Origin of the sequence: Pseudomonas sp. MMS21 TM103 (genome assembly GCF_022132145.1) — a bacterium.
GTDB lineage: Bacteria > Pseudomonadota > Gammaproteobacteria > Pseudomonadales > Pseudomonadaceae > Aquipseudomonas.
This window is the reverse complement of the sequence record NZ_JAJISP010000002.1, coordinates 128,764-141,372: the sequence shown is the minus strand read 5'-3', so window position 1 is coordinate 141,372 and position 12,609 is coordinate 128,764. Positions and strand designations below refer to the sequence as shown.

Genomic DNA, 12,609 nt, shown 5'->3' with positions numbered 1-12,609 from the left:
GGTGCAGCACCTATAAGTTAAGGCGTCATTCCGACTCGGCAATGCGATCGACAGGGTCGCGGAGGGCCAAGACGATGTCCGCCAATCCCTTGCTCGACATGATCGGCAACACCCCGGTCTTGCCGCTCACCCACCTCGACACTGGGCCGTGCCAGCTGTTCGTCAAGCTGGAAAACCAGAACCCCGGCGGTTCGATCAAGGACCGCATTGCCCTGACCATGATCGAGGCCGCGGAGCTCGGCGGCCAGTTGCAGCCTGGCGGCACCATCATCGAGGCCACCGCCGGCAACACCGGCCTGGGCCTGGCCCTGGTCGCCGCGCAGAAGGGCTACCACATGCTGCTGGTGGTGCCGGACAAGATGAGCCGCGAGAAGATCTTCCACCTCAAGGCCCTAGGTGCCGAGGTGCGCCTGACCCGCTCCGATGTCGCCAAGGGCCACCCCGAGTACTACCAGGACCTGGCCCGCAGCATCGCCGCGCAGATGCCGGGCGCCTTCTACATCGACCAGTTCAACAACCCGGCCAACGCCTGGGCGCATGAGAGCGGCACCGGCCCGGAAATCTGGCGACAGATGGAGCAGCGGGTCGATGCGGTGGTGGTCGGCGTCGGCTCGGGCGGCACCCTCGGCGGCCTGACCCATTTCTTCCAGAAGGTGGCGCCGCAGGTCGAGATGGTTCTGGCCGACCCCGAAGGCTCGGTGCTGGCCGACTATGTCGAGACCGGGCAGTACGGTGAGGCCGGCAGCTGGCTGGTGGAGGGCATCGGCGAGGATTTCGTCCCGGCCATCGCCGACTTTGCCCTGGTCAGGCGCGCCTACCGCATCAGCGATGCCGAGAGCCTGAACACCGCGCGCCTGCTGCTCAAGGAGGAGGGCGTGCTGGCCGGCTCGTCCACCGGCACCCTGCTGGCCGCCGCGCTGCGCTACTGCCGTGAGCAGACCATGCCCAAGCGGGTGCTGACCTTCGCCTGCGACAGTGGCAACAAGTACCTGTCGAAGATGTTCAACGACTACTGGATGCTCGATCAGGGCCTGATCGAACGACCCAAGCAGGGCAACTTGCGCGACCTGATCGCCCGGCGCTACGAGGAGGGCACCACCGTCACCTGCAAACCCGAGGAAACCCTGGCGGCGGTCTACGGACGCATGCGCTTTCACGACATCGACCAGGTACCGGTGATGGACGGTGATCACGTGATTGGCCTGATCGACGAGTGGGATCTGCTGCGCGCGGTGAAGGACGCCCCTGAGCATTTCCAGTTGCCGGTGCGCGAGGCGATGGTCAGCAACCTGCAGACCCTCGACCCGGACGTGCCGCTGGAGCGCCTGCTGCAAACCTTCGACGAGGGCCATGTGGCGCTGATCGTCGAGCGGGGCCGTTTTCTCGGGCTGATCACCAAGAGCGATGTGCTCAACCTGTGGCGCCGCACTCTGCGCTAAGTAATCAGTGCGTGGATGCGCCGGCTGGATTACGCGCGCTGCGTGGCTGGCCCATGCTGCGGAGCGCAATGCCGGCCGTGGCTGCATGACTTTTCCGGAGTCCCAAATGAGCGAGTTCGAAACCCTTACCGTGCACGCCGGTTACGAGCCGGACTGGACCGGGGCGGTGATGCCGCCGATCTACGCCACCTCGACTTTCCGTCAACAGTCGCCGGGGGTGCACGCCGGCTACGAATACGGGCGCAGCCAGAACCCCACGCGTCAGGCGCTGGAACGGGCCATCGCCGAACTGGAGGGCGGTGCCCATGGCTATGCCTTCGCCTCGGGCCTGGCGGCCTGTGCCACGGTGCTCGAGTTGTTGCCGGCGAACAGCCACATAGTCGCGGTCGACGACCTCTACGGCGGCACCTACCGCCTGTTCGAGCGGGTGCGCAAGCCCAGTGCCGGGTTGCGGGTCAGCTACGTGCCGGCCAATGCCGATGCCGCTACCCTGGCCGCCGCGCTGACGCCCGAAACGCGGATGATCTGGGTCGAGACGCCGACCAACCCGACGCTGAAGCTCTGCGACCTGGCGATGGTCGGCCAGTTGGGCCGTTCCCGCGGCATCCTCACCGTGGCCGACAACACCTTCGCCTCGCCCTACCTGCAACGGCCGCTGGAACACGGTTTCGACATAGTCGTGCATTCGGCGACCAAGTACCTCAACGGCCACTCCGACGTGATCGCCGGTCTGGTGGTTATCGCCGACCGCGCGGAACTGGCCGAGCAGCTGGCCTTCCTGCAGAACTCGGTGGGCAGCATCCTCGATCCGTTCTCCAGCTTCCTCTGCCTGCGCGGCATGCGCACCCTGGCCCTGCGGCTGCAACGCCACGTCGCCAACGCCGACGAGCTGGCCGCCTGGCTGGAGCGCCAGCCGCAGGTGGCGTCGGTGCTCTATCCCGGTTTGCCCAGCCACCCGCAGCACGAACTCGCGGCCCGGCAGATGCGCGGTTGCGGCGGCCTGATCAGCCTGTACCTGGCCTGCGACAGCGATGGCACCCGGCGTTTTCTCGAGGCCACCCAGTTGTTCACCCTGGCCGAGAGTCTGGGCGGGGTGGAAAGCCTGATCAGCCAGCCGGCGAAAATGACCCATGCCTCGATTCCCGCGGAACGACGGGCGCAACTCGGCATCAGTGACAACCTGGTGCGCCTGTCGGTGGGCATCGAGCATGTCGAGGACCTGCGCGGCGATCTGCGGCAGGCATTGGCGGCCATCGCGCCTTGATCACGACCGCATGGCATCTGCTGCCGCAGCGAGGTGTGCGGCTGACTATAGTTTTCCTTAGCGGGCAGCAGCGCCCAGTGCTTGTCCATGCAAGTTCGCCAAGGAGTAACGGTTATGACATTGAGGCTGAGTTCCGCCGCTTTTCCTGACCAGGGCAGCATCCCCACGCGTTATACCTGCGAGGGTCAGGATATTTCCCCGCCGCTGGCGTGGAGCGGCGTGCCGCCGGGCAGTGGGAGCCTGGTGCTGATCGTCGACGATCCAGATGCGCCGGATCCGGCCGCGCCCAAGACCACCTGGGTGCACTGGCTGCTGTATAACCTGCCGCCGACCACTCGCGAGCTGGCGGAAGACGTGCATTCTCTGCCGCCCGGAACCCTGCAGGGGCTCAACGATTGGCGCCGGACCGGCTACGGCGGGCCTTGCCCGCCGATCGGCACTCACCGGTATTTCCACAAGCTCTACGCGCTGGACTGCGCCCTGCCGGATTTCGGACGACCGACCAAGGCCCAGCTCGAAGGCGCCATGCAGGGTCATGTTCTGGCCAAGGCCGAGTTGATCGGCACCTACCGCAAGCAGCGTGGCTGAGCGTTTGTGAAAAACGCTCGCCTTCTGCGGCCGCCTGCACACGACCGCTGCGGCGTTGCGCCTTGATAGCGCTGGTCGAGGTCGGGAGGCTGCCGACAGTCGACCTTGATGGTGATGCAGTACCCGGACGAGGTCCGGGCAGGCGAAGGATTCGCGGGCCATCACAGGGCGCCAGGGGCAGGGGGTAGTCCGCGTGTTGGCGCAGAGCGGCAGAGCGGCCGAGTTTTCCCGGCCAGACGAGCCCTCATGAGCGGCCGCTCACAACAAACCGAGCTGCAGGCGCGCCGCCTCGGACATGCGACTCTGATCCCAGGGCGGCTCCCAGACCAGCTCGACCTCCACCTGGCTGACCCCGGGAAGTGTCTGCACCTTGGCCCGCGCCTCTTCCTTGAGTATGTCGCTCATGCCGCACCCGGGCGCGGTCATCGACATCTTGATGCTCACCCGCTGGCTGCCATCGGCCAGCGGTTGCGCCTGGCACTGGTAGATCAGCCCGAGATCGACCACGTTGACCGGAATTTCCGGGTCGTAGACGCTGCGCAGCACGGCGAACACCTGGTCGAGGTCGAAGGCGCCGGCCGCCGCCGGCTCGCTCGCCGGCGCCAGTACCTGCCCGAGGGCGTCGGCATCCTCGGCGGCGATCCGTGCCAGTTGGCCCTTGGCGGTCCGCACCGTGAAGCTGCCGCCGAGCGCCTGGGTCAGCACCACGGCCTCGCCCTGTGCCAGCCGCAGCGGCTCTCCGCGCGGAATCAGGGTGGCCATGCAGTCGCGCTTGAGCAGGGTCTGCTCGACGTGCCCCGGCTGGTTGGGATTGTCGAAGCGCAAGCCGGCGCCGTGCAGGTCCCGGACGAAGTCGATGCTCAGGCCATCGGCGCGCCGCGCGCTCGGCGCATCGAGGAGCAGGGTGATGCCGTCCACCTCGACGGCGATATCGCCCTCGGCGCCGGGCTCGAACAGCAACTCATGGGCGAAGTGCTGGTCGATCTTCAGCCGTAGCCAACTGCTGCCGCCCTGGGCCAGGGCGTTGGCCAAAGTGCGGCGGGCCGCCTCGCTGAGGCGAATGCATGGGAGCGGGCTTTCGGTGGTCATGGCTTACTCCGTCGAGACGGGCGTGGTGTCGCCGGCGAGAGCGCTGCGCAGGGTGTGCCAGGCCAGGGTGGCGCACTTGACCCGCAGCGGGAACTCCCAGACCCCCGCGAGCACCACCAGTTTGCCGAGCGCCTCCGTGGGTACCTGACCGCTCGGCCCCTCGGTGAGCAGCGCATGCACGCGGGCGAACAGCTCGAGCGCCTGCTCCTGGCGCATGCCCTTGACCGCCAGGGTCAGCAACGAGGCCGAGGCCTGGGCAATGGCGCAGCCTTGCCCCTGGAAGGCGATGTCCTCGATCACCCCGTCGACCAGTTTCAGTTCGAGCCTGAGCTGGTCGCCGCACAGCGGGTTGAAGCCCTCGGCCGAGTGGCTGGGAGCCTCGAGCCGGTGGAAATTACGCGGCCGCTTGCCATGGTCGACGATCACCTCCTGGTACAGCTCGCGCAGTGCGTCGCTCATCGGAACACCTCCTGCACCTTGGCCAGGCCGGCCAGCAACGCATCGATGTCCTGCTCGCTGCTGTAGCAGCCGAGCGAGGCGCGGGCGGTGGCGGCCAGGCCGTAGCGTTGCATCAACGGTTGGGCGCAATGATGGCCGGTGCGAATGGCGATGCCCTCGCGGTCGAGGATGGTCCCGATATCGTGCGGATGGATGCCGTCGAGGACGAACGAGAGCACGCCGATCTTGTCCCGCGCGGTGCCGATCAGCCTGAGCCCCGGCAGCGCTGCCAGTGCCCGCTGGGCGTAGGTCAGCACGGCCTGCTCATGGGCGGCCAAGGCAATCGGGTCCAGGCCGGTGAGGAAGTCGACCGCCGCGCCCAGGCCGATCGCACCCACCATGTTCGGCGTGCCGGCCTCGAAGCGGTAAGGCGGCTTGTTGTAGAGGGTTTTCTCGAAGCTGACCGAGAGAATCATGTCGCCGCCGCCCTGGTAGGGCGGCATCGCCTCGAGCAGCTCGCGGCGAGCGTAGAGCGCGCCGATGCCGGTGGGGCCATACATCTTGTGCCCCGACAGGGCGTAGAAGTCGCAGCCCAGCGCGCGCACGTCGAGCTTCAGGTGCGGCGCCGCCTGGGCGCCGTCGACCAGTACCCGCGCGCCCTGGGCGTGGGCCAGTTCGACGATGCGCTGGATCGGGTTGACGGTGCCGAGCACGTTCGACACGTGAGTGACGGCCACCAGCTTGGTCCTCGGTCCGATCAGCCGCTCCAGCTCGTCGAGCAGCAGCTCGCCGCTGTCGTCGATCGGCGCCACCCGCAGCCGCGCGCCGCTCTGCTCGCAGAGCATCTGCCAGGGCACGATGTTGGAGTGGTGCTCCATGGTGCTGAGCAGCACCTCGTCGCCCGCATGGACATGCACCTTGCCATAGGTTTGCGCCACCAGATTGACCGCCTCGGTGGTGCCTCGGACGAAGACGATTTCCTCGGGGTGCGCGGCGTTGAGGAAACGCTGGACCTTGGCCCGCGCCTGCTCGTAGGCCTCGGTGGCGCGCAACGAGAGGTAATGCACGCCACGGTGGACGTTGGCGTTCTCCTCGAGGAAGAAGCGTGACATGGCCTCGATCACCGCCTGTGGCTTCTGGCTGGTGGCGGCGCTGTCGAGGTAGACCAGCGGCTTGCCATAGATGCGTTGGGCGAGGATCGGGAAGGCCTGGCGCAAGCGTTCGACCTGGTAGGGCACGAAGCCCTCAGCCAGGGGGGGCAGGCTGCCCCCGCGCCGGTTCATGGCGTCAGCTCCAGGCTGCGCAACTGCGCGACGACCAGGCGTTGCACCTCGGCCCGCAGCGGCGCCAGGTGGATCGCCTCGAGCAGTTCGCCGACGAAGGCGTAGGTCAGCAGCGAGCGCGCCGCCGGCTCGTCCAGTCCGCGTGAGCGCAGGTAGAAGATCGCCTGTCGATCCAGCTGGCCGACGGCGGCGCCATGGGCGCACTTGACGTCATCGGCGAAGATCTCCAGGCGCGGCTGGGCGTTGGCCTGGGCCGTCGCCGTCAGCAGCAGGTTCTTGATGGTCTGGCTGGCATCGGTCTTGATCGCACCCGGGCGCACGATGATCCGCCCGTCGAAGACACCGTGGGCGCGGCCGCCGATCACCCCCTTGTAGCGCTCGCGGCTGGTGCAGTACGGCGCCAGGTGCTCGATGCAGGTCTGGTTGTCCAGATGCTGCTCACCGCCGGGCAGGTACAGGCCGTCCAGGGCCACCTGGGCGCCAGGGCCCTCGAGCGCGACCCGGACCTCGTGGCGGGCGATGGCCCCGCCGCAGGCCGTGAGGTGCGCGCTGAAGCGGCTGTCCCGGGCCTGGCGCACGTCCAGGCGGGCGAGATGGAAGGCGCTGCGGCCAGAGTCCTGCAGGCTGTAGTGCTCAAGTGCTGCGCCGGCCTCGAGCACGACCTGGCTCAGCGGGTTGCTCAGGTAGACCCCGGCGCCGCTGGCCACATGGCTCTCCACCAGGGTCGCGCGGCTGCCGGCGCCGAGCTGGATCAGGCTGCGTGAATGCACCGCCAGCGGCGCGGCGCCCGGATCGGCGAGGAACACCAGGTGGATCGGCCGCTCGAGCGTGCAGTGGGCGGGGATCTGCAGCACGGCGCCATCCTCGCCGAGGGCGGCATTGAGTGCACCGAAGGCATGCGGCGAGACCTGCAGGCTATGCGTCAGCAGGGGTTCGAGGGCCGCGCGCTCTGCCTGCGGCAAGGCCGCCAGGTTGCTCAGGCGCACGCCCGCGGGCAGCCCCGCCAGCGCCGAGAGGCGCGTGACGAAAAGGCCATTGACGAACACCAGCCGCGGCCCGCCGTAGTCACCGACCCACTGCGCCAGGCGGGCGGTCGACAGCCGCCGGCTCGGTGGCGCGGCGGCCGCCTGGAACGGCACCGCCAGGATGGGCGCCAGCCGGGTGTACTTCCAGGCTTCGTCCCTGGTTGTGGGAAAGCCGTGCTCGGCCAGCCACCGCCAGGCCGCGTCGCGCGACTGCCGGCGCCAGGCGGGTTGGCGGGCCGGCTCGGCGGCCTGCAGGCTGGTCAGCAGGGGAACCAGGGTGGCAGTGTTCATGAGCCTTCCCCAGGCACCGGCGGCGCCTCGAAGTGGGCGTAGCCGTGTCGCTCCAGTTCCACGGCCAGGGCCTTGTCGCCGGACCGCACGATCCGCCCGTTGGCCATGACGTGGACGTAGTCGGGCACGATGTAGTCGAGCAGGCGCTGGTAGTGGGTGATCAGCAGCAGCGCGCGGTCGCCGCCGCGCAGGGCGTTGACCCCGGCGGCGACGCTGCTCAGGGCATCGATGTCGAGACCCGAGTCGGTCTCGTCGAGGATCGCCAGGCTGGGTTGCAGAACCGCCATCTGGAAGATCTCGTTGCGCTTCTTCTCGCCGCCGGAGAAGCCCTCGTTGACCGCGCGGTTCATCAGCTCAGGGTCCATCTCGACCAGTTGCATGCGCTCCTTGGCCAGGGCGAGGAAGTCCATCGCGTCCAGCTCCTCGAGTCCGCGCTGCTGGCGTATGGCATTCAGGGCCGTGCGCAGGAAGTACAGGTTGCCGACCCCGGGGATCTCTACCGGGTACTGGAAGGCGAGGAAGATGCCGGCGGCCGCGCGCGCTTCCGCTGGCATGGCGAGCAGATCCTTGCCCTGGAAGCGCACCACGCCGCTGGCCTGGTAGCTCGGGTTACCGGCGAGCACCTGGGCCAGGGTGCTCTTGCCCGAGCCGTTCGGCCCCATGATCGCGTGCACCTCGCCGGCTCGGATATGCAGGCTGATGCCGCGCAGGATTTCGTGCCCCTCGACACTGGCGTGCAGGTCTTCGATCTCCAGCATGCGTCACCTCCGGCCTCAGCCGATGCAGCCTTCCAGGCTGACGCCGAGCAGTTTCTGCGCCTCCACCGCGAACTCCATCGGCAGCTCCTTGAACACCTCGCGGCAGAAACCGTTGACGATCATCGGCACTGCGTCCTCCTCGCGGATGCCGCGCTGGCGGCAGTAGAACAGCTGCTCGTCGCCGATCTTCGAGGTCGAGGCCTCGTGCTCGACCCGGGCGCTGGGGTTCTTCACCTCGACATAGGGGAAGGTGTGCGCGCCGCACTGGCTGCCCAGCAGTAGCGAGTCGCACTGGGTGTGGTTGCGCGCGCCGCTCGCCGCCTTCTGCACCTTGACCAGGCCGCGGTAGGTGTTCTGCCCGTGCCCGGCGGAAATGCCCTTGGACAGGATGGTGCTGTGGGTGTTGCGGCCGATGTGGATCATCTTGGTACCGGTGTCGGCCTGCTGGTGGTTGGCGGTCAGGGCGACCGAGTAGAACTCGCCGACCGAGTCGTCGCCCTGGAGGATGACCCCCGGGTACTTCCAGGTGATGGCCGAGCCGGTCTCGACCTGGGTCCAGGAGATCTTCGCGTGTCTGCCGGCGCACTTGCCGCGCTTGGTCACGAAGTTGAAGATACCGCCGCGCCCCTCGGCATCGCCTGGGTACCAGTTCTGCACGGTGGCGTACTTGATCTGCGCGTCATCCAGCGCGACCAGCTCGACCACCGCCGCGTGCAGCTGGTTGTTGTCGCGCATCGGCGCGGTGCAGCCCTCGAGGTAGCTGACGTAGGCGCCATCCTCGGCGACGATCAGGGTGCGCTCGAACTGGCCGGTATCGGCGGCGTTGATGCGAAAGTAGGTCGACAACTCCATCGGGCAGCGCACGCCCTTGGGCACGTAGCAGAACGAACCGTCGGAAAACACCGCCGAGTTCAGGGTGGCGAAGAAGTTGTCGCTGTAGGGCACCACCGATCCCAAGTACCGGCGCACCAGCTCTGGATGCTGCTGCACGGCCTCGGCGAAGGAGCAGAAGATCACCCCGACCTCGGCCAGCTTGCGCTTGAAGGTGGTCGCCACCGACACCGAGTCGACCACGGCGTCCACCGCGACGCCGGTCAGGCGCTCCTGCTCGGCCAGCGAGATGCCGAGCTTGGCGAACATCTCGCGCAGCTCGGGGTCGACCTCGTCGAGGCTTCTGGGCCCCGCGCTTTTCGGCTTGGGCGCCGAGTAATAGATGATGTCCTGGTAGTCGATGGGTGCGTAGTGGACGTTCTGCCAGGTCGGCTCGCGCATCGTCAGCCAGTGGCGATAGGCCTTCAGGCGCCAGTCGAGCAGCCACTGCGGCTCGTGCTTCTTCGCCGAGATCAGGCGTACGACGTCCTCGTTGAGCCCGCGCGGAGCGGCATCGCTCTCCAGGTCGGAGACGAAGCCGTACTTGTAGGCGCGGCCGCTGAGTTCGCGGATCTTCGCATTGTCAGTGCTCATCGTTGCCTCCTCGCGCTGCGGGCAACTGCCTTCACTCTACTCCTTTGACAAGTTTGGCAAGAATGCTCTCCACCAAGTATAGATACCCTGTTCGGCCTGAGCAGGCGGCGCGGCCATCAAGGCTCGGGCCGGCGCAGCAGGATGTCGGCACCCTCCACGCGCACCTCGAAGCGCTCGACGCAATAGGCCGAATCGGTGAGGCACTCGCCGCTGCAGACGTCGAACTCGTAGGCGTGCACGGGGCAGGTCACCACGCTGCCAGCTAGGCTGCCTTCGCCCAGTGGGCCGTCCTCGTGCGGGCAGTCGTTATGGATGGCGTAGTACTGGCCATCGACGTTGAACAGGGCGATCGGCGTCGCCTCCAGGTACAGGGTCTTACCGGTGCCAGGGGCGATGTCGCCGACCTGGGCGACCTTGACGAATTCACTCATGGCCTACCTCCGTATCGCTCGGCGACCAGAGGCGGCCGCCGGCTGGACCAGCACGTGCAGAGTGCCAACAACTCACTGTACAAAGTTTGCCTATTGGCAAAAAGGACGGGGCGATGGACGTTGCCAGCAGCGAGTCCGAGCGACCCGCAAGCTGCCGCGCTGGAGTTGCTGGAAAGCCACTGTGCGATCGCTCAGGCGGCGAACTTCTGCAAGCAGTTCTGCGGCGGCAAACTGGCAGTAACCAACCCAAAGGTCACTGCTCGAGCCAGTTGACCTTTGGGAACAGGACGCTGAACGACTCGGGCATCGCCACTACCTGGCCGGTTTTGTAATTGAAGAAGACAAAGCCTGACTTGGCCATCGCCACCAGGCTGCCGTCAGCCGGGCGGGTGATGCGGAAGGTGATGTCGCCGCCGTATTTGTTGAAATCCATCACGCCGACCTCGAACAGCAATTGATCGCGCGCATGGGCTTCCATCCGGTAGGTGGTGGCGAGGTCGGTGACGATGATGCCGGTGCCATCTTCGCGGGTTTCCTGAATGCCGAATTCGAACAAGAAACGTGCCCTTGCCTCTGAAATCATCGAGATCATCGAGTCGTTACCCAGGTGGTTGGCCGCATTGATGTCGGTAACGCGGACGCTCAGATGGGTGCTGTAGCAGAACTGGTTTTCGGGGAATTCGAGTTTCAGGCGGGCCATGAGCAGGTCTCGTGCAGGCAGGATAGGGCGGCGCAATTGTACGTGGGCTTGTGCCGGTATTGCATGATTTGCCCGGTGAATGACGCGCCGCCGGCCCCTGGCCACGGATCAGCGATGCAGGCTATTCAAGTGGTAGAAGGTTACCCGGCCGCCTTCATTGCTCGGGCCATAGTTATCCTGAACGTAGGCGCCTGCCTTGAAGTACAGCTGCTCCTTGCTCCAGTAGCCGCTCAGTTGCTGATACAGCGAGCCATGGTCGCCATCGCTGCTCAGCACGCTGACGCCGAGCTTGCCGCTCGGCGTGATGCGCAGTTTGTAGCTGAAGCGCTCGTTGAGCTGGATGTGCTCGGCCAGCAGGATGTTCTCCACGTCGGCGTCACCAGGGCGCTTGCGCAGCAACAGTTCGAGGCGGCCAACGCCACGCAGGTAGTGGTATTGCAGCTTGAGCAATGGGTCATTATCGCTGCCGGGTTGGTCCTTGCTGTGGATCTGGCCGATCACGACCTTGTTCTTGCTCGGCAGCTGGTTGATCGACACAACTGCACTGAGGTAGCTGTCGGAACTGGCGTGGTACCAGTTGCTCAGTGTGCCGTCGGCCTGGGTTTCACGCAGCTCGCTTCGCGGGTAGCGGGCATCAGCGGTATGCGAGCCGTCGACCGGCACCCAGAAGGTGACACTGCCGTCGCCATTGCGGCGAAAGTACTGGCTGTCATAACCGTTGTTCAGGCGTGGGGTTTCGATGGTGGTGGGAGACGGGTCGGTGGGAATCGAGAGGTTCCAGGTGGTGAGATCAAGCACGACTGATCCTTAATGGTCTGCACGACTGTGAATGGCTTGGCTTCGGTGGCCGCCAGCGCACTAAGTTCCATTGGATCGAGAATTGCTCAACCCGCCGGCCGGGGATTGAGCGCGTGGGGAGGGCCGCTTTATCGGGGGTAGCAGGGGCGTCGTTTGACCTGGATTCAGGCAAGAACGCTACAACCCGCGCCGCGCCTGCGTGGGTTGTAGCGGCTTTACAGCGGCTCCGCTCAAGCAGCCGGGCGCTGTTGTTTCTGGTAGAGGAATTCCAGCACGGCGGCGCGGTATTCGTGATAGCGCGGGTCATGCGCCAAGGCGATGCGCTCGCGCGGGCGCGGCAGTTCTACGTGGAGAATCTCGCCGACACTGGCCGCCGGGCCGTTGCTCATCATGACGATGCGGTCGGACAGCAGCACGGCCTCGTCGACATCATGGGTGATCATGATCACCGTGTTGCCGAGGTCGGCGTGGATCTCCATCAGCGAGTCCTGCAGATGGGCACGGGTCAGGGCATCGAGGGCGCCGAAGGGTTCATCCATCAACAGCACCTTGGGCTGCATGGCCAGTGCGCGGGCGATGCCGATGCGCTGTTTCATGCCGCCGGAAATCTCGCTGGGGCGCTTGTCGCGCGCGTGGTTCATGTGCACCAGTTCGAGGTTGTGTTCAATCCATTCGCGCATTTCACTGCGCGACTTCTTGCCCTGGAACACCTGGCGCACGGCCAGTTCGATGTTCTGGTAGCAGCTCAGCCAGGGCAGCAGGCTGTGGTTCTGGAACACCACCGCGCGCTCCGGGCCTGGCGAGTTGACCTCGCGGCTGTCGAGGATCACCCCGCCGGTGCTGGCCTGGTAGAGGCCGGCGACTATGTTCAGCACGGTCGATTTGCCGCAACCGGAATGGCCGATCAAGGACACGAACTCGCCCTTGTCGATTTTCAGATTGACGTTCTGCAGGGCGCAGTACAGGCCCTTGTCGGTGGGAAAGCTGATGCCGACGCCGGTCAGTTCGAGGTGTGGATTGATCATGGTGAGCTCCTGAAAG

13 protein-coding genes are annotated in these 12,609 nt (G+C 66.3%); 3 read left to right on the top strand and 10 right to left on the bottom strand.

Annotated elements, in window-relative coordinates:
• Positions 1-74 precede the first annotated feature (74 nt).
• From LJY18_RS07735 to LJY18_RS07725, 3 genes are all read left to right on the top strand, one after another.
• Positions 75-1,439: a pyridoxal-phosphate dependent enzyme gene (locus LJY18_RS07735; protein ID WP_238041241.1), complete on the top strand. Its 1,365-nt coding sequence runs from the start codon at positions 75-77 to the stop codon at positions 1,437-1,439.
• Positions 1,440-1,545: 106 nt separating this feature from the next.
• Complete coding sequence (locus LJY18_RS07730; protein ID WP_238041240.1) at positions 1,546-2,703, top strand: trans-sulfuration enzyme family protein; 1,158 nt, start codon at positions 1,546-1,548, stop codon at positions 2,701-2,703.
• Between the two features lie 114 nt (positions 2,704-2,817).
• Positions 2,818-3,291, top strand: coding sequence for a YbhB/YbcL family Raf kinase inhibitor-like protein (locus tag LJY18_RS07725; RefSeq protein WP_238041239.1), 474 nt, complete (start codon positions 2,818-2,820; stop codon positions 3,289-3,291).
• 258 nt (positions 3,292-3,549) lie between these two features.
• Here the strand turns inward: LJY18_RS07725 and sufT are convergent, their stop codons facing one another.
• The 10 genes from sufT to LJY18_RS07675 all read right to left on the bottom strand — a co-directional run bounded on the left by sufT (position 3,550) and on the right by LJY18_RS07675 (position 12,593).
• Positions 3,550-4,380: a putative Fe-S cluster assembly protein SufT gene (gene sufT, locus LJY18_RS07720; RefSeq protein WP_238041238.1), complete on the bottom strand. Its 831-nt coding sequence runs from the start codon at positions 4,378-4,380 to the stop codon at positions 3,550-3,552.
• 3 nt (positions 4,381-4,383) lie between these two features.
• A complete protein-coding gene (gene sufU / locus LJY18_RS07715; RefSeq protein ID WP_238041237.1) occupies positions 4,384-4,839 on the bottom strand; it encodes a Fe-S cluster assembly sulfur transfer protein SufU in 456 nt (151 codons plus the stop codon).
• On the bottom strand, positions 4,836-6,101 hold the full coding sequence (locus tag LJY18_RS07710; protein WP_238041236.1) for a cysteine desulfurase: 1,266 nt from the start codon (positions 6,099-6,101) through the stop codon (positions 4,836-4,838). The genes sufU and LJY18_RS07710 overlap by 4 nt, the downstream gene beginning before the upstream one ends.
• Positions 6,098-7,417, bottom strand: a complete 1,320-nt coding sequence (gene sufD / locus LJY18_RS07705; protein ID WP_238041235.1) for a Fe-S cluster assembly protein SufD — start codon at positions 7,415-7,417, stop codon at positions 6,098-6,100. The genes LJY18_RS07710 and sufD overlap by 4 nt, the downstream gene beginning before the upstream one ends.
• Positions 7,414-8,175, bottom strand: coding sequence for a Fe-S cluster assembly ATPase SufC (sufC, locus tag LJY18_RS07700; RefSeq protein WP_238041234.1), 762 nt, complete (start codon positions 8,173-8,175; stop codon positions 7,414-7,416). Before sufC ends, sufD begins: the two co-directional genes overlap by 4 nt.
• A gap of 15 nt (positions 8,176-8,190) precedes the next feature.
• Positions 8,191-9,639 (bottom strand): Fe-S cluster assembly protein SufB, encoded by a 1,449-nt coding sequence (gene sufB / locus LJY18_RS07695; protein ID WP_238041233.1) that lies wholly within the window; start codon positions 9,637-9,639, stop codon positions 8,191-8,193.
• 116 nt (positions 9,640-9,755) lie between these two features.
• Positions 9,756-10,070, bottom strand: a complete 315-nt coding sequence (locus LJY18_RS07690) for a Rieske (2Fe-2S) protein (protein ID WP_238041232.1) — start codon at positions 10,068-10,070, stop codon at positions 9,756-9,758.
• A 253-nt stretch (positions 10,071-10,323) separates the two neighbouring features.
• Positions 10,324-10,770, bottom strand: coding sequence for a thioesterase family protein (locus LJY18_RS07685; protein ID WP_238041231.1), 447 nt, complete (start codon positions 10,768-10,770; stop codon positions 10,324-10,326).
• Positions 10,771-10,878: 108 nt separating this feature from the next.
• Positions 10,879-11,568 (bottom strand): polysaccharide lyase family 7 protein, encoded by a 690-nt coding sequence (locus tag LJY18_RS07680; RefSeq protein ID WP_238041230.1) that lies wholly within the window; start codon positions 11,566-11,568, stop codon positions 10,879-10,881.
• A 230-nt stretch (positions 11,569-11,798) separates the two neighbouring features.
• A complete protein-coding gene (locus tag LJY18_RS07675) occupies positions 11,799-12,593 on the bottom strand; it encodes an ABC transporter ATP-binding protein (protein WP_238041229.1) in 795 nt (264 codons plus the stop codon).
• Between the last annotated feature and the right edge of the window lie 16 nt (positions 12,594-12,609).

Coding starts and splice junctions, on each gene's coding strand:
- LJY18_RS07735 (WP_238041241.1), top strand. CDS start 75: ATGTCCGCCAATCCCTTGCTCGACATGATCGGCAACACCCCGGTCTTG.
- LJY18_RS07730 (WP_238041240.1), top strand. CDS start 1,546: ATGAGCGAGTTCGAAACCCTTACCGTGCACGCCGGTTACGAGCCGGAC.
- LJY18_RS07725 (WP_238041239.1), top strand. CDS start 2,818: ATGACATTGAGGCTGAGTTCCGCCGCTTTTCCTGACCAGGGCAGCATC.
- sufT (WP_238041238.1), bottom strand. CDS start 4,380: ATGACCACCGAAAGCCCGCTCCCATGCATTCGCCTCAGCGAGGCGGCC.
- sufU (WP_238041237.1), bottom strand. CDS start 4,839: ATGAGCGACGCACTGCGCGAGCTGTACCAGGAGGTGATCGTCGACCAT.
- LJY18_RS07710 (WP_238041236.1), bottom strand. CDS start 6,101: ATGAACCGGCGCGGGGGCAGCCTGCCCCCCCTGGCTGAGGGCTTCGTG.
- sufD (WP_238041235.1), bottom strand. CDS start 7,417: ATGAACACTGCCACCCTGGTTCCCCTGCTGACCAGCCTGCAGGCCGCC.
- sufC (WP_238041234.1), bottom strand. CDS start 8,175: ATGCTGGAGATCGAAGACCTGCACGCCAGTGTCGAGGGGCACGAAATC.
- sufB (WP_238041233.1), bottom strand. CDS start 9,639: ATGAGCACTGACAATGCGAAGATCCGCGAACTCAGCGGCCGCGCCTAC.
- LJY18_RS07690 (WP_238041232.1), bottom strand. CDS start 10,070: ATGAGTGAATTCGTCAAGGTCGCCCAGGTCGGCGACATCGCCCCTGGC.
- LJY18_RS07685 (WP_238041231.1), bottom strand. CDS start 10,770: ATGGCCCGCCTGAAACTCGAATTCCCCGAAAACCAGTTCTGCTACAGC.
- LJY18_RS07675 (WP_238041229.1), bottom strand. CDS start 12,593: ATGATCAATCCACACCTCGAACTGACCGGCGTCGGCATCAGCTTTCCC.